This window comes from Massilia pseudoviolaceinigra, assembly GCF_030846505.1.
GTDB lineage: Bacteria > Pseudomonadota > Gammaproteobacteria > Burkholderiales > Burkholderiaceae_D > Telluria_A > Telluria_A violaceinigra.
Window position 1 is genome coordinate 89,916 of sequence record NZ_JAVCWL010000011.1, and the last position, 18,589, is coordinate 108,504.

At 61.9% G+C, this 18,589-nt stretch carries 17 protein-coding genes and 1 pseudogene; 10 read left to right on the top strand and 8 right to left on the bottom strand.

Going from position 1 to position 18,589, the window contains the following annotated elements; all coding sequences use genetic code 11:
* Positions 1–3: 3 nt before the first annotated feature.
* Positions 4–1,108, bottom strand: a protein-coding gene (gene prfB / locus RBA40_RS12800; protein WP_157778726.1) for a peptide chain release factor 2 whose coding sequence is annotated in 2 segments (ribosomal slippage) — positions 4–1,026 and positions 1,028–1,108 — 1,104 coding nt in all. Because the reading frame shifts where the segments join, the coding sequence is not laid out codon by codon here.
* Between the two features lie 169 nt (positions 1,109–1,277).
* On the opposite strand from prfB, the gene RBA40_RS12805 reads away from it, so the two are divergent.
* Both RBA40_RS12805 and RBA40_RS12810 read left to right on the top strand, forming a co-directional pair.
* The gene (locus tag RBA40_RS12805) at positions 1,278–3,278 is read left to right on the top strand and encodes a bifunctional 2',3'-cyclic-nucleotide 2'-phosphodiesterase/3'-nucleotidase (RefSeq protein ID WP_374710488.1); all 2,001 of its coding nucleotides are present in this window, start codon (positions 1,278–1,280) and stop codon (positions 3,276–3,278) included.
* A complete protein-coding gene (locus tag RBA40_RS12810; RefSeq protein WP_306648242.1) occupies positions 3,275–3,748 on the top strand; it encodes a tetratricopeptide repeat protein in 474 nt (157 codons plus the stop codon). Before RBA40_RS12805 ends, RBA40_RS12810 begins: the two co-directional genes overlap by 4 nt.
* 110 nt (positions 3,749–3,858) lie before the next feature.
* On the opposite strand, the gene RBA40_RS12815 is transcribed toward RBA40_RS12810, so the two are convergent.
* Positions 3,859–4,680 carry a thioredoxin family protein gene (locus RBA40_RS12815; RefSeq protein ID WP_306648243.1) on the bottom strand — a complete coding sequence of 274 codons (822 nt, stop codon included), beginning with the start codon at positions 4,678–4,680 and terminating at the stop codon, positions 3,859–3,861.
* A 36-nt stretch (positions 4,681–4,716) separates the two neighbouring features.
* Positions 4,717–5,358 (bottom strand): VOC family protein, encoded by a 642-nt coding sequence (locus RBA40_RS12820; protein ID WP_306648244.1) that lies wholly within the window; start codon positions 5,356–5,358, stop codon positions 4,717–4,719.
* Positions 5,359–6,315: 957 nt separating this feature from the next.
* On the opposite strand from RBA40_RS12820, the gene RBA40_RS12825 reads away from it, so the two are divergent.
* The 5 genes from RBA40_RS12825 (at position 6,316) to prfH (ending at position 13,771) form a co-directional block, all read left to right on the top strand.
* Positions 6,316–9,393, top strand: coding sequence for a glycoside hydrolase family 48 protein (locus tag RBA40_RS12825; RefSeq protein ID WP_306648245.1), 3,078 nt, complete (start codon positions 6,316–6,318; stop codon positions 9,391–9,393).
* Between the two features lie 85 nt (positions 9,394–9,478).
* Entirely contained in the window at positions 9,479–10,036 is a 558-nt protein-coding gene (locus RBA40_RS12830; protein ID WP_306648246.1) for a LemA family protein, read from the top strand.
* 42 nt (positions 10,037–10,078) lie between these two features.
* Positions 10,079–11,623, top strand: coding sequence for a glycoside hydrolase family 5 protein (locus RBA40_RS12835; protein WP_306648247.1), 1,545 nt, complete (start codon positions 10,079–10,081; stop codon positions 11,621–11,623).
* 325 nt (positions 11,624–11,948) lie between these two features.
* Positions 11,949–13,142, top strand: coding sequence for an RNA ligase RtcB family protein (locus RBA40_RS12840; RefSeq protein ID WP_306648248.1), 1,194 nt, complete (start codon positions 11,949–11,951; stop codon positions 13,140–13,142).
* Positions 13,142–13,771, top strand: a complete 630-nt coding sequence (prfH, locus tag RBA40_RS12845; protein WP_306648249.1) for a peptide chain release factor H — start codon at positions 13,142–13,144, stop codon at positions 13,769–13,771. Before RBA40_RS12840 ends, prfH begins: the two co-directional genes overlap by 1 nt.
* 204 nt (positions 13,772–13,975) lie before the next feature.
* On the opposite strand, the gene RBA40_RS12850 is transcribed toward prfH, so the two are convergent.
* Together RBA40_RS12850 and RBA40_RS12855 are read right to left on the bottom strand one after the other, a co-directional pair.
* Positions 13,976–14,308 carry a hypothetical protein gene (locus tag RBA40_RS12850; RefSeq protein ID WP_306648250.1) on the bottom strand — a complete coding sequence of 111 codons (333 nt, stop codon included), beginning with the start codon at positions 14,306–14,308 and terminating at the stop codon, positions 13,976–13,978.
* Between the two features lie 179 nt (positions 14,309–14,487).
* Positions 14,488–14,898: a hypothetical protein gene (locus tag RBA40_RS12855; protein ID WP_306648251.1), complete on the bottom strand. Its 411-nt coding sequence runs from the start codon at positions 14,896–14,898 to the stop codon at positions 14,488–14,490.
* A gap of 293 nt (positions 14,899–15,191) precedes the next feature.
* Here RBA40_RS12855 and RBA40_RS12860 point away from each other — a divergent pair.
* Positions 15,192–15,335: pseudogene (locus RBA40_RS12860) on the top strand (helicase HerA-like domain-containing protein); the annotation flags it as partial.
* 15 nt (positions 15,336–15,350) lie between these two features.
* Here the strand turns inward: RBA40_RS12860 and RBA40_RS12865 are convergent.
* From RBA40_RS12865 to RBA40_RS12875, 3 genes are read right to left on the bottom strand one after another with little or no spacing between them, the layout of a single operon-like run.
* Positions 15,351–15,671 carry a DUF2288 domain-containing protein gene (locus tag RBA40_RS12865; RefSeq protein ID WP_099879560.1) on the bottom strand — a complete coding sequence of 107 codons (321 nt, stop codon included), beginning with the start codon at positions 15,669–15,671 and terminating at the stop codon, positions 15,351–15,353.
* A gap of 45 nt (positions 15,672–15,716) precedes the next feature.
* Complete coding sequence (locus RBA40_RS12870) at positions 15,717–16,400, bottom strand: RES family NAD+ phosphorylase (RefSeq protein ID WP_306648252.1); 684 nt, start codon at positions 16,398–16,400, stop codon at positions 15,717–15,719.
* Between the two features lies 1 nt (position 16,401).
* Positions 16,402–16,839: an MbcA/ParS/Xre antitoxin family protein gene (locus RBA40_RS12875; protein WP_099879556.1), complete on the bottom strand. Its 438-nt coding sequence runs from the start codon at positions 16,837–16,839 to the stop codon at positions 16,402–16,404.
* Between the two features lie 254 nt (positions 16,840–17,093).
* Here RBA40_RS12875 and RBA40_RS12880 point away from each other — a divergent pair, with 254 nt between their 5' ends.
* Positions 17,094–17,777: a hypothetical protein gene (locus tag RBA40_RS12880; protein ID WP_306648253.1), complete on the top strand. Its 684-nt coding sequence runs from the start codon at positions 17,094–17,096 to the stop codon at positions 17,775–17,777.
* Between the two features lie 42 nt (positions 17,778–17,819).
* Complete coding sequence (locus RBA40_RS12885) at positions 17,820–18,566, top strand: hypothetical protein (RefSeq protein WP_306648254.1); 747 nt, start codon at positions 17,820–17,822, stop codon at positions 18,564–18,566.
* The last annotated feature ends 23 nt before the right edge of the window (positions 18,567–18,589 follow it).

An 18,589-nucleotide genomic window follows, 5' to 3' on the forward strand; every position in this document is an offset into this window, starting at 1 on the left:
GAATCACACGCCTTGCTTGAGTGAGGCCGAGATGAAGTCGTCCAGGTCGCCGTCCAGCACACCCTTGGTGTTGCCAGTCTCGAAGTTGGTACGCAAATCCTTGATGCGCGACTGATCGAGCACGTAGGAGCGGATCTGGTGGCCCCAGCCCACATCGGTCTTGGAGTCTTCGAGCTTCTGCTGTTCGCTCATGCGCTTGCGCAGTTCATGCTCGTACAGCTTCGCCTTGAGCATTTCCATCGCTTCGGCGCGGTTGCGGTGCTGGCTGCGGTCGTTCTGGCACTGGACCACGATGCCGGTCGGGCCGTGCGTCATGCGGACCGCGGAGTCGGTTTTGTTAATGTGCTGACCACCGGCGCCGGACGCGCGATAGGTATCGACGCGGATGTCGGCCGGGTTGACGTCGATCTCGATCGAGTCATCGACTTCCGGATACACAAACAGGCTGGTGAACGACGTGTGGCGGCCGTTGGCCGAGTCGAACGGCGACTTGCGCACCAGGCGGTGAACGCCGGTTTCGGTGCGCAGGTGGCCGTAGGCGTACTCGCCCTCGACCTTCAGGGTCGCGGTCTTGATGCCGGCCACTTCGCCATCGGACTGTTCGAGAATCTCGACCTTGAAGCCCTTGCGTTCGCAATAGCGCAGGTATTGACGCAGCAGCATCGAGGCCCAGTCCTGGGCTTCGGTACCGCCGGCGCCGGCCTGGATGTCGATGAAGCAGTTATTGGCGTCCATCGGATTGCCGAACATGCGGCGGAACTCCATGGCTTCGACCACGGCCTTGATGGCGTCGGCGTCGACGATGACCGCTTCGAGCGTGTCGTCGTCGTTTTCTTCGCGCGCCATCGCGAAAAGGTCGTTCGCGTCCTTCAGGTCGGCGTCGGCCTTGATCAGCGTGTGCACTACGCCTTCGAGTGCCTTTTTCTCTTTACCGAGATCCTGGGCGCGTTTCGGATCGTTCCAGACGGTCGGATCTTCTAGTTCTTCGTTGACTTGTTCGAGCTTCTCTGACTTTTTATCGAAGTCAAAGATACCTCCGAAGTTCGGCTTCACGATCCGTCAGGTCGTTGAGCAGGGCGGAGAGGGCGTTAATGCGTTCGGCTTCCATGGCGTTTCCGGTCTTATTGAATTGGTTAAATCGAACCTTCGATTATACCCCAGCGCGCCACATTTCCGTTCCCCGCCGTGCGCCTGGCTTGATCGGGGTCGCGGCGCTGCGTATCATGCGCCATACGATGCCCAGACCATCCCCTGCCCACTTGCCCGAAAGCGCCCCTATGCGTTATCAAATTTTCATTCCCCTCTTGCCCCTGATGTTCTGCGCCGGCGCCGGCGCCGCCAACCCGCCCGCGGGCTCGACCGCAGTGGTCGGGGTGATGGAAACGACCGACCTGCACTCGAACGTGCTCGGATACGATTATTTCAAGCTGTCCCCGGAGCCGTCGCTGGGCCTGGACCGCACCGCCTCGCTGATCGCCCAGGCGCGCCGGCAATTCCCGAACAATCTGCTGTTCGATAACGGCGACACCATCCAGGGCAGCGCGCTGGCCGACTACCAGGCACTGGCCAATCCGCTCAAGTGCGACCAGACGCTGGCCATCTACAAGGTCATGAACAAGCTCGGTTACGACGGCGGCGGCATCGGCAACCACGAATTCAATTACGGCCTGGCGTACCTGAGCCAGGTGACCGGCAACCGCTTCGAGGTCGATGGCGTCGATGCGGCCAGGCCGCGCTGCGCCGGACCGGCGTTCCCGCAGGTGCTGGCCAACGTCTACAGCCTCAAGACGCGCAAGCCGCTGTTTGCGCCGTACAGCATCATCGACAAGCAGATCACCGCTCTGGACGCCGACGGCAAGCCGGTGACGGCGACGCTCAAAGTCGGCATCATCGGCTTCGCGCCGCCGACCATCCTGTCGTGGGACAAGCGCTGGCTGGAAGGGAAGGTCTACACCGAGGGCCTGCGCGAAACCGCGGCCAAGTTCATTCCCGAGATGCGCGCCGAGGGGGCCGACCTGGTGGTGGCGATTTCGCACGGCGGCCTTGACGACAGTACCTACGCGCCGTCGATGGAAAACGGGAACTGGCATCTGTCCAAGGTGCCGGGCATCGACGCCATGCTGATCGGGCACTCGCACCTGCCGTTCCCGAACGCGACCAGCACGGTCCCGCAATTCAACCTGCCGGGCGTGGACAAGGTCAAGGGCCTGGTCAACGGCGTGCCGACCGTGATGGCCAACCTGTGGGGCAAGCACCTCGGCGTGATCGGCTTGCACCTGTCGTACGATGGCCAGCGCTGGGTGGTCGACCGCAGCAAGACGATTGTGGAGGCGCGCGGCGCGCAGCAGGCCGATAAATCGTTCATCGCGCCCGATCCGGCCATCGCCGCGCTCGTCGCGGCCGAACACGAAGCGACCATCCGCTACGTCAAAACGCCGGTCGGCGCGACGCACTTTCGCATGTCGACCTATTTTGCCGACGCGGGCGACGTGTCGGCCATCACGGTGGTCAATCAGGCGCAGACCGACTATGTGATCAAGTACGTAAAGGCCAGCATGCCGCAGTATGCGGCCTTGCCGGTGCTGTCGATGGCGTCGCCGTTCAAGGGCGGCACCGCCGGCGTGACCGATTACACCGACGTCAAAGCCGGCAGCCTGGCCCTCAACAATGCGGCCGACCTGTATCTGTATCCGAATTCGCTGTACGCGGTGAAGGTCAATGGCGGGGAACTGAAGGACTGGCTGGAGCGGGCGGCGGAGCGTTTCAATACCATCGACCCGGAGCTGGCGACGCCGCAGGAGCTGGTCAACACCGCTTTTCCGACCTATAACTTCGATGCGCTGACGTCGAAGGATGTCAGCTATGAAATCGATGTCACCAAGGCGCCCGGCCAGCGCATCAGGAACCTGCGCTTTCGCGGCAAACCGGTCAACGCCTCGAATGAATTCCTGGTGGCGACGAATAACTACCGCGCCAGCGGCGGTGGCGGTTTTCCGGGACTTGACGGCAGCAAGACCGCGATTGCCGCGCCGGACGCCAACCGCGATGTGCTGATCGCCTACATCAAGGACGTGAAGAACCTGACGCGCGCGCAGCACGGCCAGCAGCGCAGCTGGCGCTTCGCCAAAACGCGCACTGCGGGGCCGGTGGTGTTCCATTCGGCGCCCGGGCTGCTGCCGCTGGCGCGGCAGGCTGGCCTTGGCAACGTGTCGATGCTGCGCGCCGACGATGGCCTGGGCAAGGGCTTTGCGCTGTACTCGGTCGACCTGTCGAAATGACGCGGCGCCTGCTGCTGGCGGCGCTGCTGTGCGGCTGCGCCCTGGCGCACGCGCAGCCGCTCGATCCGTCCGGCCTGGCGCGCTTGCAGGGCGCCGCGGCGCAGGACCCTGATGCCGCGTATGACCTGGGCCGCATGGTCCGCAACGGCATCGGCACCGCGCGCGACCCGCAGCGCGCCTTCGCGCTGATCGAGTCGAGCGCCCGGCGCGGCCATGCGCCGGCCATGTTCACCTTGTCGGCCATGCTGGCGGCGGGGGAGGGCAGCGCGGGGGACATGGCCGCGTCACGGCGCTGGCTGGAAGCGGCCGCTGAACTGGAGCATCCCGAGGCGCTGCAGCAGATCGCCATGTACGTGCAGGAAGGCGGGATGGGATATGCGCGCGACCCGCAGCGCGCCGCCCAGCTCCTGCGCGAAGCGGCGCACGCGATGGCCCATCGCGCGCACGGCCACCAGGGTGTGTCTGACTGAATCGAAGAGAAAGCCACAATTGTCCCGTCGTTCCTGGCATTGCCAGAAACGACGCTACAACGTTATCGGAATAGAGCCTCTTCGCGCCGCTCAGTCACACACACCCTGGATCAGCGTTTGGCCGCCTCCAGGTACGCCGTCAGGCCGTTGCAGCTGTCCTCGCCCGGCCCCTTGGTCCGCGTGATGTTCAGATCCTTCGCCATCCATGCTTCGACAGTGCGCATTTCGCCCTGCGCCAGCGCGGCTTCCTCGCTGGCGTCTTCGCGGCTGGTGCGCGACAGTTTCAGCATGGCCGCTTCATTGAGCGCACCGGCATGGGCAACCGTCCAGGTCTGGAAGGCGCGTTCGTAAGCCGCCGCTTTTGGTGGCGCGACCCTGGCGCACGCCGCCACCAGTTCCTTCAACAGGTCTTTGCGCGTGTAGAGACGCAGCACGTCCTGCTGGGCTGCCGTCAGCGCTGCCTGCGGGGCGGGTGCCGCTTCCGCAGCCTCCGGCTCGTAAGTGACATCTTTGCCCGGCGCCGGCGGCAGCTGGCGGATCTTCTCGATGTGGGCCAGCAGCGCGCTCGCGCTTTCGGGCCGGCCGCCGGCCTGGCGCTGCTCCTTGCCGTCCTTGAACACGATCTGGCGCGGTACGCCGCCGATGCCGATGCGCGTGCCCATCTTTGGCGCCTTGTGCCAGAGCGGCCATTGCACGCGCGCGAACACGGTGTTGCGGTCGGTCGATTCGGCGGCGGCCTGGTCGAAGGTCTTGTCGGCGCCAATGCAGTATTTACAGCCGCGGTCAGGTGAAGTCAGTTGCAGGACCACGTAGCCGGGTTTGGAGAGGAAGGCATCGACGTCGGTAGGTTTGAGTTCGGTGACCTTGGCGGCGTAGGCCATTGTGCAGCTTAGCGCGGCGCCCGCAGCCACGGCGATGTTCAGAAATTTCATCGGTTTTTTCCTCGTTGATGTGGGTGGTCAGGATTGTCAGAGCGTGCGCGGCCCGGCCGGCGTGTCGATATGGGCGCGCAGATACGGCCTGGCGCCGGCGTCGATGCGCACCACCGATACCGGCGCATGCATGCCGATTGCATCGAGCAGGGCGCGCACGCGCAGCGGCTCTGGGTGGAACAGCTCGAGCCGGTCCAGCGTCAGGCCCAGGTCGGCCATGCCGGCCGCCGGGTGCGGTCCGGCATCCCATTCGATCAGCGCGGGACCCACGCCGTCCATCGGCATGCCGCCATCGGCGGGAATGGTAATGAGCCAGTTGCGCGCGCCGCGTCCCATCGGCGTGACGGGGCCGAGAGGAGCGACCGCTTCGGCTGCGCTGGCGGCAGCGGCAATGTTATCGGTGCGGGCAACCCAGGCCGACAGTGCCGGCGCCGACCCTGCCCCCAGCGTATCGAGCGCGAACCAGCGCGGCCGGCCCGGGGCCGGCGCGTCGGGGTCAACCGCGATAATTTCCAGGAACAGCGCGTCGCCGAGGCGCAGCAGCAGGTTGTGCGTGCCCATAATGGGATGTCTGCCGCCCGGCGCGGCGCTCACGCCGAGCGCCTCCCTGACCCAGGCGGCGCCCTCGGCGAGCGTCGGGGCGGTGACGGTGATGTGGTCGATCTGGCAGGCTGGCATGCGGCGTTACTTTCTGACGTGTTGTGAAATAAGAAAGACGCAAGATGGTAGCACCGCCAGCGGCCTGGAAAACGTGTTTTTCCGGGTGCGCTTTGATAAATCTAACAAGTAAAGATTTATTTAGCATGAAAGCGATTTCAAAGGTGATTAAATTTCTCAACGTCCGTTTTTCGCCACGCGTCTTGCGTCGCGCGACAGGCGGTTCAGCGGCCTTCTGGGCATATGCACGCCATGGAATTTAACATTTCTTTTTCGCAGGTCGTATTGGTCAAGAAACATCATTATTTTGCGTGTTTCTTGCCCTGTTTTTCTATGAAAGCTGTGAAAGGCCCGCTGTTGCAGGAGATACTTGTTCTTTTTTCTGGAAACGGTTCCCAAACCCTCCACACGGAACACACCTGTTTTCGTTCAGCAATTGCTATATGTGCAATGCAAAAACACGCATTTTTGTGTTCTTGACATTTAACCTTTGCAGCGGATACATTGCGTCAATACCTAGCCAACGGCTTGTTTTGCGCAGCGACGGTTGGCCTCGGCCCGGACACGTCCGCAGCCAGGGTCTTTCAACAAAAAACGGTCAATTGATCGTTTTTTTTGAAAAACAGTTGAAAACGTTTTCAAGCCTGCTTAGTGCGGGGACGGCATGGCCGGCCCCACCGTGCAGGTCCTGTATGCGCCGCAGCCTTGCTCTGGGCAGTGGAAGGTGCGGCGCATGCGGACAGCGAAGGCATCCACCTGTCTTCGGGCGCAAGTCGATTCCTGCTTCGGCAGGTAGCGGCCGGCGCAACGTGAACCGCGCCATGGCCGCCCGCCACGGATCGGAACGCGGGAAAGAAAAATGAAACATCCGCCATCCGTACCGGTGCATCCGGAAAGAGGGCGGCAACCATGCCGGCGTACGTGATTCACGGACGCCATAAAGTACGACAATTGCGAGGAGACTCCTGAATGAATTCGATGTCACAAATTAAACTGAACGCCGTCACCGATGCCCTGCGCAACAGCGGCAGCGGCCGGCGCCTGGCGCGCAGCGCGATGCGCGGCCTGCTGGCCCTGTCCGTCACGGCAGCCAGCGTGGCCGCGATCAGCGTGCCGATGATGGCAACGGCCCACGCCGCCGCCGATGCGGAATACACGCAGCGCTTCCTGACCCAGTACAAGAAGATCAAGGATCCTGCCAACGGTTACTTCAGCAAGGAAGGCGTGCCGTACCACTCGATTGAAACGCTGATGGTCGAAGCACCGGACCACGGCCACGAAACCACGTCGGAAGCGTACAGCTACTGGCTGTGGATGGAAGCGCAGTACGGCCGCGCCACCGGCGACTGGGGCCCGCTGAACGCGGCCTGGGCCAACATGGAAAAGTACATCATTCCATCGCAGTCCGACCAGCCGACCAACAACTTCTACAATCCAGGCAAGCCGGCGACCTACGCCGCCGAGTACGACCTGCCGAAGAGCTACCCTGCGCCGCTGAACGGCGGCGTGCCGGTCGGCCAGGATCCGATCGCCAACGAACTGAAAACCGCTTACGGCACCAGCAATATCTACGGCATGCACTGGCTGCTGGACGTGGATAACTGGTATGGCTACGGCAAATGCGGCGACGGCACCACGCGTCCCTCGTACATCAACACCTTCCAGCGCGGTTCGCAGGAATCGGTGTGGGAAACCGTTCCGCACCCATCGTGCGAAACCTTTAAATGGGGCAAAAACGGCGGCGGCGAAGGCTTCCTCGGCCTGTTCATCGGCGACAACAACCGCGCCAAGCAGTTCCGCTACACCAATGCACCTGACGCCGATGCGCGTGCCGTGCAAGCCGTGTACTGGGCGTCGGTCTGGGCCAAGCAGCAGGGCAAGAGCGCGCAAGTGGCCGATCTGGTCACCAAGGCCGCGAAGATGGGCGACTTCCTGCGTTACGCCATGTTCGACAAGTACTTCAAAAAGATCGGCAATTGCACCAACGCCAATTCCTGCCCAGGCGGCAATGGCCAGCCGAATGCTCAAGGCGAACGCGACAATCAGCATTACCTGATGAGCTGGTACTACGCCTGGGGCGGCGCAACCGACACCAACGCCGGCTGGGCATGGCGCATCGGTTCGAGCCACAACCACTTCGGCTACCAGAATCCGCTGGCAGCATGGGCACTGTCGACCCAGGCCGAATTCAAGCCACTGTCGCCTAGCGCTGCTGGCGATTGGGGCAAGAGCCTGACCCGCCAGATGGAATTCTACCGTTGGCTGCAATCGGCTGACGGCGCGATCGCCGGCGGCGCGACCAACAGCTGGGGCGGCGATTACCTGACCCCACCGGCAGGCACCGCGACCTTCCACGGCATGTTCTACGACGAAAAACCGGTCTACCACGATCCGGCGTCGAACACCTGGTTCGGCTTCCAGGCCTGGTCGATGCAGCGTGTGGCCGAGTACTACTACGCCAGCGGCGACGCGCGCGCCAAGACGGTTCTCGACAAGTGGGTAGCCTGGGCATCGGCCAACACGGTCCTGAAAGCGGACGGCACCTACACCATCCCGAATACCCTGGCATGGAGCGGCCAGCCTGACACCTGGAACGCGGCAACCCCTGGCGCGAATGCCAACCTGCGCGTGAAAATTGTCGACAGCACCAACGACGTCGGTATCGCCGCCGCCTTTGCCCGTACCCTGATCTACTACGGCGCGAAAGCCAACAACCAGCCTGCCAAGACGCTGGCCAAGCAACTGCTCGACCGCATGTGGGCCAAGCACCAGGATTCGGTTGGCCTGGTGGTCGACGAAACGCGCGCCGACTACAAGCGCTTCACCCAGCCTTACGATCCGGCGACCGGTTCGGGCGTGTACATTCCACCGGGCTGGACCGGCACCAACGCCCAGGGCGCGGTGATCGATTCGAGCGCGACGTTCCTGAGCATCCGTCCGAAATACAAGGACGATCCGCAGTGGCCCAAGCTGAAAGCTTACCTGGACGGCGGCCCGGCACCAACCTGGCGCTACCACCGCTTCTGGGCTCAGGCCGACATCGCCAATGCACTGGCCGATTACGCCAACATCGTCGGCGGCAGCGACTCGCCGTCGATCGTGACCAGCACCAGCGCCCTGAGCGTGCCGGAAGGCGGCTCGAACAGCGTGCGCATCAGCCTGTCGAAGGCGCCTGCCGCCAACGTCACGGTGGCCATCGCCAAGGCAGCCGGCGGCGACGTCGACCTGAACACGCCTCAGACCAGCCTGCTGTTCACGCCGGCTAACTTCAACGTGCTGCAGGCCGTGTCGATCAACGCCGCACCGGATGCCGACGCCCTCAACGGCAGCGCCAACTACACGTTCACGGCGCCTGGCTACCTGAGCGCCACCACGGTGGCCACCGAGTCCGACCGCGATGTCGCGATTCCGGTCAGCCTGGTTGTGACCGGCGCGCCTTTGAGCGTACCGGAAGGCGCATCGCGCACCTTCCAGGTCCGCCTGGGTGCAGCTCCTAAAGCGAACGTCACGGTCAGCGTCGCCCGCCTGACCGGCGACACCGACCTGTCGGTCGCCGGTGGTGCAACGCTGACCTTCACGCCAGCTAACTGGAACGTGACCCAGCCAGTGACGGTTGCCGCGGCAGTCGATGCCGATAGCCTGAACGGCAGCGCCACCTTCGCAGTCACCGCGCCGACGGCAGCGGCCGTCAACGCCGTGGCCACCGAAGCGGACAAGGATGTGCAGACCGGCGGTTGCGCTGTCGATTTCGACACCACCAACGACTGGGGTGCTGGCCAGGTTCCACGCGTCACGCTGCGTAACACCGGCACCGCGCCGATTACCGGCTGGGCACTGAACTGGACCGCGTCGAACGACGTTACGCTGACCAACTCGTGGGGCGCTACCGTGACCCAGAGCGGCCGTGCGTTCACCGTGACTCCGACGGCCTGGAACGGCACGATCGCTGCCGGCGGCAATGTCGAGTTCGGCATGCAACTGTCGTACAGCGGCGCGAAAGTGCTGCCGACCGGCCTGAGCTGGGCTGGCCGTAGCTGCACCATCGCTGTCAAGTAACTGTTAGTCGTCCGCGCGGGCCGAATGTGGCCCGCGCGGATTTTTTGCGTTTGAAACAGGCATTTGAAAACAGAGGAGGACGACGATGACGATTCGTTCAACACAAGCCGGAATCGCAGTGCTCGCGGTCGTACTCGCCGTCGCCGGCGTCGGCGCCGGCATCAGTTACAACACACTCAGCGCCGCGAGGGCGGGCGGGACCGACGCCTGGCGCGACCTGACCCAGATCCACGCGGAGCGCGCGCGCCTGGCCAGCACGGCGCTCGAAGGCGCGGCGCGGGCCGGCGGACTCGATCCGGCCTTCATCGACCAGGCGCGGACCAGCCTGGTGCGCGCCAGTGCGCTGCCGACCAACAGCGACGTGCTGAACGACGCGGAAGCGGTCGATACCTACAAACGTTACCAGGGTGAGCTGACCGGCGTGCTGTACCGCCTGGCGGGAACGCGTGGCGCGCCCGAGCTGGAAACGGTGTCATCACTCAAAGAACTGCGCGGCAAATTGCCGCAAGACGAGATTGCGCTGGCCGATGCCCGCAACCGTTACGGAAAATCGGCCGAAGGCTACAACGCCCTAGTCGGCACCTTCCCGGGTGCCGCGGTCGCAGCGGTCACCGGTTACCGGCCGCTACCAGCCGGGCTCTAACCGGCCCGCTTCAAGTCCTCTCACTTATATTGGAGATGCACGATGATTACCCCGAAAGTTGTAAGCAAACTGGCACTGTCGCTGGCCCTGGCCTTCGCAGCCACGGCGGGCCACGCCTTTACCGTATCCGGCAACAAGATTTTGGACGATGCGAACCGTCCGGTCGTGCTCAAGGGCGTGAACTGGTTCGGTTTCGAGACCTATGACGGCTCGGTGCACGGCCTGTGGACGCGCAACTGGAAGAGCATGCTCGACCAGGTGCAGGCCAACGGCTTCAACGCCCTGCGCATTCCCGTGTGCCCGGCCACCTTTCGCGACTCGGTCAAGCCGAACATCGACGCGCTGGTCAATCCCGACCTGGTGGGCTTGAATTCGCGCCAGTGGCTCGACGTGTTCCTGAAAGAAGTCGACCGTCGCGGCATCTACATCTTGCTCGATCACCATCGTCCGGATTGCAACGCGATTTCGGAATTGTGGAACACGCCGCAGTACACCGAGGAACAGTGGCTGACCGACCTCGAATACCTGGCCCAGCATTACTCCGGCCTGCGCAACCTGATCGGCCTGGACATCAAGAACGAACCGCATGGCCAGGCGACCTGGGGTACGGGCAATGTGCGTACCGACTGGAACCTCGCGGCCGAGCGCGCGTCGAAGCGCATCCTTGCGGTCAATCCCAACCTGCTCATTTTCGTCGAAGGCATTGGCAGCAATTCAGGCGGCTGCCAGGGCCAGTACGGCCATTTCTGGGGCGGCAACCTGGAACCGCTGAACTGCAAGACGCTCGACATTCCGCGTAACAAGCTGGTGCTGTCGCCGCACGTGTACGGTCCTGATGTGTTCGAGATGGACTACTTCCGGGCGCCTAACTTCCCGGCCAACATGCCTGCGATCTGGGATCAGCAGTGGGGCAAGTTCGCCAAGGATTATCCGGTGGTGCTGGGCGAGTGGGGCGGCAAGTACGGCCACGGCGGCCATGCGAAGGACAAGATCTGGCAGGATGCGCTGGTGAAATACCTGAAAGAGCGCGGCATGATCAGTTCGTTCTACTGGACGCTCAATCCGAACAGCGGCGACACCGGCGGTATCTTGCAGGATGACTGGAAAACGGTCTGGCCGGACAAGATGGCATTGCTGAAGAACTTGTGGGCGGGTGCGACGCCTACCCCGACACCGACACCGACGCCAACGCCAACCCCGACGCCGACACCCACGCCGACGCCGACACCGACACCGACACCGACACCGACACCGACGCCGACGCCGACGCCAACGCCAACGCCAACGCCAACGCCAACGCCAACGCCAACGCCAACGCCGACGCCGACGCCGACACCGTCGGTCACGGCAGTGGTAAAGATCACGTCCGACTGGTCGGCTGGCTATTGCGCCGATGTTGCAGTGAACAACGCCGGTACGTCGCCGGTGGTGTGGAAGATCCAGGTACCAGTGCAGGGCAAGATCAACAATCTGTGGAACGCGGTCTACACCCAGACTGGCGCGATCTTGACGGCATCGGGCCAGGGATACAACGCGACAGTGCAGCCGAAAGCGACACAATCGTTCGGCTTCTGCGCCGTTCGCTAAGTCAACATGTTGCTTAACCGGGGTCAGACCTCGGTTAGGCAACAACGTCCGCGCGTGACGAAGCCATGGCAAATTAGTACTTGCGTCGCCGAAAAAAATCACCTACTATCGCACTCCCAAGCAGGCCAACCATTTTAGAAAAGGAGATCGATCATGCAAAAACTGAACATAAACGCTCTTTTTCTGGGTCTGGCTGGCTATATCCTGCACTGAACCGACGGCATTCGCCCGTCTGTCGCATCGTTTTAGCCCTCCCTTGACGAGTTAATCGTCAGCGCTCCGCCAGCGCCCAATCCCGTATCGTATTTTTTTGGATTGGCATCACATGGGCAATTTTGTTCAGCAAATTTCTGATCGTATTTCGATCATCGCGTCCGACCGTCTGTGGCTCGAAGACGCAGCAATACAACAAACCAAAACCACGGCCGCACTGGCCGGCATGCAGCGCGTGGTCGGCTTGCCCGACCTGCATCCGGGCCGCGGCTATCCCGTCGGGGCCGCCTTCTTCTCCACCGGACGCCTGTATCCGGCACTGGTCGGCAACGACATCGGCTGCGGCATGGCCCTGTGGCAAACCGACATCCTTGCCGGTAAGGCCAAACTCGACAAGATCGACAAACAGATCGGCAACCTCGACGACGTGATCGACGAGGAGGAATGGGCCGCTCTGGAGCGCCTCGATCCATCCTGGCCGGCACGCATCGACGCATTGTCGGCATCGCTGGCTGCGGCCGGTCTGGATCTTGCGCCGCTGCGCTCGCTCGGCACCATCGGTCGCGGCAACCACTTCGCGGAACTTCAGGCCATCGACGCTGTCGAAGATGAAGAGGTAATGGGGCGCACGGCGCTGGCGCGCAAATGCCTGCAACTGCTGGTGCACAGCGGTTCGCGTGGTCTTGGCCAGGTGATTTTGCGCGCGCATGTTGACGCGCACAGTCATGCCGGTTTGGCCGACGCCAGCCCGGAAGCCCTCGCTTATTTGCGCGAACATGACGCAGCGCTGGAATATGCGGAAGTAAATCGCTCGCTGATCGCGGCGCGGATTTTTCATCGCCTGCGTTGTGAAGCCGTGCGCGTGCTCGACGTTCACCACAACACGGTGACGCCGGCATGCATTGATGGCCAGGCAGGCTGGCTGCACCGCAAAGGCGCCACGCCGAGCGACCAGGGGCTGGTGATGTTGCCCGGTTCGCGCGACGACTACAGCTATCTGATCGAACCGGTGCTGTCGGCCGGTGAACTGAGCCTGCATTCGCTGGCGCACGGAGCAGGGCGCAAATGGATGCGTACCGATTGCAAGGGCCGCCTGGACAAACTGGCGACGCCGGCGCAATTGAGCCGCACGTCGATGGGCGGGCGCGTCATCTGCAATGACCGTGCCCTGATTTATGAGGAAGCGCCCCAGGCGTACAAGAATGTCGACAGCGTGCTCGGCTCGCTTGTGGGCGCGGGATTGGTGAGGGTGGTATCCAGAAGCAAACCAGTGCTGACCTACAAAACGCGTGGGGAGTGCTGCTGATGATCTGGTTACAAATTACAGCCAATACGGGCCCGGTGGAATGCTGCCTGGCAGTGACGAAGGCGCTTGCGCAACTGAGCCGCGAGGCGCAGAAGGCGGGGGTGACGGTCAGCGTGGTGGAGCAGCTCGACGGCCCCGTCGGCGGGACCTTGCGGTCCGTGCTGCTGGAGCTGGACGGTCCTGCGGAACCTGAAGGGGCGCTTGCTGCGCGCTGGTGCGGCAGCATCCAGTGGATCTGCGAAAGTCCTTACCGCAAGATGCATAAGCGGAAGAACTGGTTCCTGAGCGGCGCGGCCTTTTCGCCGCCGGCCGTGTCGGCCGAGTTCGGGGAGATCCGGTATGAAGCGACGCGCGCTTCAGGGCCGGGCGGTCAGCATGTGAACAAGACCGACAGCGCGATCCGGGCGACCCATGTGGCATCGGGCTTGTCGGTGAAGGTGCAGACCGAGCGCAGCCAGCATGCCAACAAGCGACTTGCGGCGCAGCTGTTGCTCAGCAAGTTGGGGGAGCTGGCGAAGACGGAGGAGGGCAAGAACAAATCCGAGCGCCGCATGCACCACTTTCAGGCGGAACGCGGCAACGCGGAACGGGTGTTTGTTGGCATGGGGTTTGTGGAGCGGGTAGTCTGAACGACGGGTCGCGCACGGTACCGCCCCGATCTAGTTAATTCCACGCAAGTCGGTGGACGTGTTTGATCGAGCCGCAGGCTGCGATACAAACTTGGCGGGAACGCATCTGTTCCCGCCTGTGCGGTGGCGACGGATCGCGGCCGGCTTCCGATCTCGAATCGTTGCCCCTGTTCGTCATTGAGTTGCCATTTCACGGCCCAATAATCAAGGCTGGTCGCTGCGCCAGACATATCCTGCGCAATGCGGATCACACCGTGTGACAACCCAGCTATCAATAATCATCTCGATACCAGCTTCCCCGCAAGTTTCGCACATGCCCAAGCTGCGCTGTGCCACATCCTTAAGGAAGGCATCAAACTCCCCATCGTCCCGGGGATCCCAGTCAAATCGCAATGCGCCGAATTTTTGAAAGGCACAGGTAATAATGATATTTGACGGTAGTTTATCGAAAACTTCATCAGCCAAAGGTAACCAACCCGCACCACAATTTTTGTGTATCGCTTCCTTTGCCTGCAATCTGCTCAAGCCATCGGCCATCTAATTTCGTCTCACGGTCATGTGTTCAGTCAGTCAATATAGGCAGGCATCCGACGACAACTATCTCATGTCCGCACCGCGCAAGCGGCGGCTCATCGAGACAGCCGACTAAAGCGTGCTCCGCCGCCATTCTTCCGGGTTTTTCTTGCAAACAGCAGCAATTGTCCGCCTATTCGCACTTACTTCCAGATGCGATCGACGAGATCGCCAATCTCCAGCGGCTTTCCTGCCGCCTTGGCTACGGTTGCCCACTCCGCCGGGGAAGGCATTGGACCCGCTGGCACCTTGCCACCGGCGACGCCATATTTCATCGCGAGCAGCACTGTTCCGCCGTTGACGGCAGGCGGTTTCACGCCTTGCGCGGCGGCGATCAGGCCGTTTGCCACGGCTGGCGGCAGCGGCGGAGTGAAATCGAGCCAGAATTTCGATTGCTGTCCCGGACGAATCGCCACCACCAGGAATCCACCGGTGGGGGGCACGGCCTTCGCGGCATTGAATATTCCATTCGCGGCAGCGTCCACTTGCTTGAGGTAAGGCGCAAGCTTTTCCACGCTGACCCTGGCGCCGATCACCTGTTCAGGCTGCAGCAAAACAACGCCGCCAGCCGTGATGCCACCTGCGGCCTGAACGCCACTGGCGCACAGTCACGCGGCAAGAAGAAAAATAATCGAACGCATCCTGGTCTCCGACGAAGAGTAACTGCGGCAAATCGCTGCGGGCGTATTGAATCACGTTTTGACCATTGCCGGGAAACTTGCATCGATCGATGTCAAAGGCATGAGGTACGATGAATATCCCTTCGCACCCAGGAGATTGCCGCCATGTCCATGCCGTTGCCGATTGCCAGAAGCAATGCATCTGAACCGCCGCGCCTGCGCGATTTGCTGCCGGCGCTGGTCAACCGTCACGGCTGCGCAAGCGCCAATCGCCGGTGGAGGCAATGGTGAAGTCGGCGGTGCGCAGCATCGGCTCGCAGGTCGGGCGGGAGATTATCCGCGGCGTGCTAGGGTCGATCCTAAAGCGGCGCCAGGCCGCAATCGGCTCAGTGCAGGACGGCTTTTTCCGGCTGCACCAGAATGAAAGGATGGACGACCGAGGTCCACAACACGGCGGCGGTCTCGGTCCAGGCTTGCGCCTGCGCATCCGACACTTTGCCGACCTTGCCGTCGCCCATCCAGCGGGCGATGCTGTCTTTGTCATCGTGCGATATGCGCACGGCGACGTCGACCAGGTCGAGGTCGGCGCTGACGAACACTACATTGCCTTGGGCAAAATGGCGCTCCAGTTCGGACCAGGGCAGGCGCGCGGTTTCGAGGTTGATCTTGGCGCGCAGTTCGGTATCGTTTTCAGGCTTGGTATTCATACAGTTACTCAATAGTTCAGGTGGAGTCGATCGTAAAACGATGGTTCAGATGATATCGATGACGGGGGTAGGCGAGCCGGACCAGGTAAGGCGGTAGGCCTGTCCCTTGCGTACATTGCCGACCAGGGCGGGACGGAAACATGCGAGGCAGGTGCCTTCGGGATGCCGCACACTGGGATAGATCACGCCCATCGAACCGCTCTCGAGCAGTTGCGTGGCGAGGTCCTGGGAGTCGATGTAGCTGGTCGGATCGAGATACCTCGCAAAGGCATCGACCCCGCGAATGTCGTGGAATGTGCTGGTAAAATCGGCGATCAGCGCCTGATACGTCACGCTGTCGTCGAAGCGGCCAATTTCCTGGTACTCGACGGTCTTGTGGAAGGTGATTTCTGCAAGGGCGGTCTCAGCCTCGAAGGCGCAATACCAGGCGCCGCGTTCGCCATCGTTGAAACGGCTGCCTTCCGGACGCGGATAGGTGTAGGCCGCGTTGATGATGCGGAAATTCGGCACGCCAAAGACCAGTTCGTCGACGCCAATGCCGGGCAGGCTGCCGTATTCGCCGCGCAGGCGTTCATTGGTGGCGTTATCGATATCGAACAGGTCGCGCAAGACATCACGATCCTCGGCCAGTGGGCTGAGCACGGAATCTTCCACGTCGGCGAAGCGGGATGGGATCAGGCGGCAGGTATCGAACTGCCGCAAATTGGTGAGCTTGGGAATGACCGTCAAGTCAGAGACCTCCGCGGCGCGCGTCGAGCAGCTTGCGTACCGTTTGCATGGATAACAAACCACCCGCCAGCATTTGCGACAGCGGCGTGCGTCCGGCAAAGATAGGATTGGTATTCGGGAGGGTGACCCATTCGTCGGCAAGCTTGTCGCCGTACAAAATGTGAAGGGCTTTGTAGATGCCGAGCAGGTAGGAAATGCGGGTAATGCGGTCGACTTCGAGGACGCGGTCGGGGTTCTTTTTCCACTCATAGAAAGTGGAGGAGGACATGCCGCCGAGCAGTTCGCGGGCATCTTCGTCGCGCAACTTCCAGGCGGTCATGAGGGCAAAAAACCCCTTGAGCGCGGATTTGGACAGGCGCTCCCGCTCCGCTCGCGCGTTCAGGTCGATGAGCACGGCCGGCTCGAAGCGACTTTTTGGATATGCGAAGGCAAGATTCATGATGGGCTCCGGTTATGGAGTATTTATACTCTATCTTCGTGTCGTGTGCAAGCCAATCGCCATCAAACTGTTCATGAGCTTGCACAAAGAATGACTGGTACTGTTCGGCTCGTCTGTGCGCGGTAACGCGGCCGCGCTGACATGCAGCGCAACAGCCGCGGCAAGACTTGCAGGCAGGAGCAACATTGTTTTTCTTTCAAATCGGCGAAGCCTCATAATATCGCCAATTTCTTCATGTGTGGTGTCAAGCAGACGTGTCCAAGATTCCTCGCCCTATCCCCGAAGCGCATATCCCCCGCGTCGTGAATCAACTATTTGCCGATGGCCGGGGGGCGTCTGGCCGCGACGAACCGGATCACTGGGTGCTCGAATCGCGGGAAGCGACGGAGGATGACCGTGTGGTGATGGCCAGGGCTGCGGCCTTTATTTACGGCGTCGTTGCTCTTGCGCTGGCGAAACTTTTCACAGTGCTTCTGGAGTTCATCGTCGGGGAAAACAGCGTCACGCAGGCAATCTGGATGGTCGCCGTTCCTGCTGGCGCCGTGTGGGGTTACAGGAAGCAAAAGGCGAAGCCGGGCCAGGTCTGGACATCGCGTGAATGGATCGATTTCGGGAACCGTACGTGGAATACGCGCCGGCACTACCTCGACGGCAGCAAACCGCTGGAATCGAGGTCGCTTCCGCTGAAGGCCGTCGCGGCGGTATCCCGTGCGGAAATGTATGAAGATGGGATGGGCTACACAAGCTTGTTGAGTGAGGTGAACAATCTGGTCCGTTATCGGCAGCCCTGGCCGTTGACCCAGGTGGAGCACTTCGACACCGAGAAGGAGTGCCTTGCATTTACCCAGGCCATGGCGGCGCGTTGTGCAATTTCATGCTGGCAGTTCAGGGAGGCGGAGCTTGAAGGTGGCGAGGCGATGCTGGAAAAGTTGTCCTGATTTACGGGGGCGGAAACGCCGAAGTTGCTTGCTTGCACACCCATGAGTGAAGAACCCAGCAGAACCATGTCGAATCATGCACCAGCGAGCGGAAACGGGCCGGATGCCGTCGGCGTGCCGGACGGCCATGTCCCCAGTGGGGAGGCGCGTACCGGCGAAGCGTTTCCGGACTTCAGCGAAGGCCTGCGCTGGGAGCTTGAATCGAAGGAATGGACGCTCAAGGAACATTCAGCCGATGCGATGTTAGGAGCCGTGATCTACGCCGTGGCGGGTGCCGTCCTGTTGCTTGCTCCCTTCGGCGGGTTGTCCAACATTATCTGGCAAAAGGACATCCTTTTCTCGCTGTACCTTGCCTGCATCATGGGCGTGGGCATATGGGCTTACGTGGCGGCGCGCTATAAAGAAGGGTCCGTATGGGAAACGAAGACTTGGATCGATTTCGACGATCGTAGCTGGAACAAGTACATCCGCTACACCGACGCAAGCATGCCGAACGAGGACACCAGGTTGGCATTCGCGGATCTGGCATTGATTTGCGATGACCACATCTATGGCGAAGGGCCGGACGAAGTCCATTATTACTCCGTTGTCTTGTGCCGTGCAGGGGATGTGAAAAATAAGCGAATTGCGCGCCCGCCGCCTCAGCTAAGCTTGCTCAGGCGTTTTCGGAGCGAGCAAGAAAGTCTCGATTTCGCCGCTGGGATAGCCCGGCGTAGTGGTATCTCGTGCTGGAAGCTTGATTGGAGCCGGCTGAGCGCCACGGGGACGTGCATGACCCGGCTGTTCTGAGGGCGCGGGCGCTTTATGCGCGG

What these genes read in the sequence shown, in the direction of transcription:
- prfH (WP_306648249.1), top strand. Translation starts at nt 13,142, where the DNA reads ATGATCTGGTTACAAATTACAGCCAATACGGGCCCGGTGGAATGCTGC.
- RBA40_RS12820 (WP_306648244.1), bottom strand. Translation starts at nt 5,358, where the DNA reads ATGCCAGCCTGCCAGATCGACCACATCACCGTCACCGCCCCGACGCTC.
- RBA40_RS12865 (WP_099879560.1), bottom strand. Translation starts at nt 15,671, where the DNA reads ATGAATACCAAGCCTGAAAACGATACCGAACTGCGCGCCAAGATCAAC.
- RBA40_RS12805 (WP_374710488.1), top strand. Translation starts at nt 1,278, where the DNA reads ATGCGTTATCAAATTTTCATTCCCCTCTTGCCCCTGATGTTCTGCGCC.
- RBA40_RS12825 (WP_306648245.1), top strand. Translation starts at nt 6,316, where the DNA reads ATGTCACAAATTAAACTGAACGCCGTCACCGATGCCCTGCGCAACAGC.
- RBA40_RS12835 (WP_306648247.1), top strand. Translation starts at nt 10,079, where the DNA reads ATGATTACCCCGAAAGTTGTAAGCAAACTGGCACTGTCGCTGGCCCTG.
- RBA40_RS12875 (WP_099879556.1), bottom strand. Translation starts at nt 16,839, where the DNA reads ATGAATCTTGCCTTCGCATATCCAAAAAGTCGCTTCGAGCCGGCCGTG.
- RBA40_RS12840 (WP_306648248.1), top strand. Translation starts at nt 11,949, where the DNA reads ATGGGCAATTTTGTTCAGCAAATTTCTGATCGTATTTCGATCATCGCG.
- RBA40_RS12850 (WP_306648250.1), bottom strand. Translation starts at nt 14,308, where the DNA reads ATGGCCGATGGCTTGAGCAGATTGCAGGCAAAGGAAGCGATACACAAA.
- RBA40_RS12815 (WP_306648243.1), bottom strand. Translation starts at nt 4,680, where the DNA reads ATGAAATTTCTGAACATCGCCGTGGCTGCGGGCGCCGCGCTAAGCTGC.
- RBA40_RS12830 (WP_306648246.1), top strand. Translation starts at nt 9,479, where the DNA reads ATGACGATTCGTTCAACACAAGCCGGAATCGCAGTGCTCGCGGTCGTA.
- RBA40_RS12810 (WP_306648242.1), top strand. Translation starts at nt 3,275, where the DNA reads ATGACGCGGCGCCTGCTGCTGGCGGCGCTGCTGTGCGGCTGCGCCCTG.
- RBA40_RS12885 (WP_306648254.1), top strand. Translation starts at nt 17,820, where the DNA reads ATGAGTGAAGAACCCAGCAGAACCATGTCGAATCATGCACCAGCGAGC.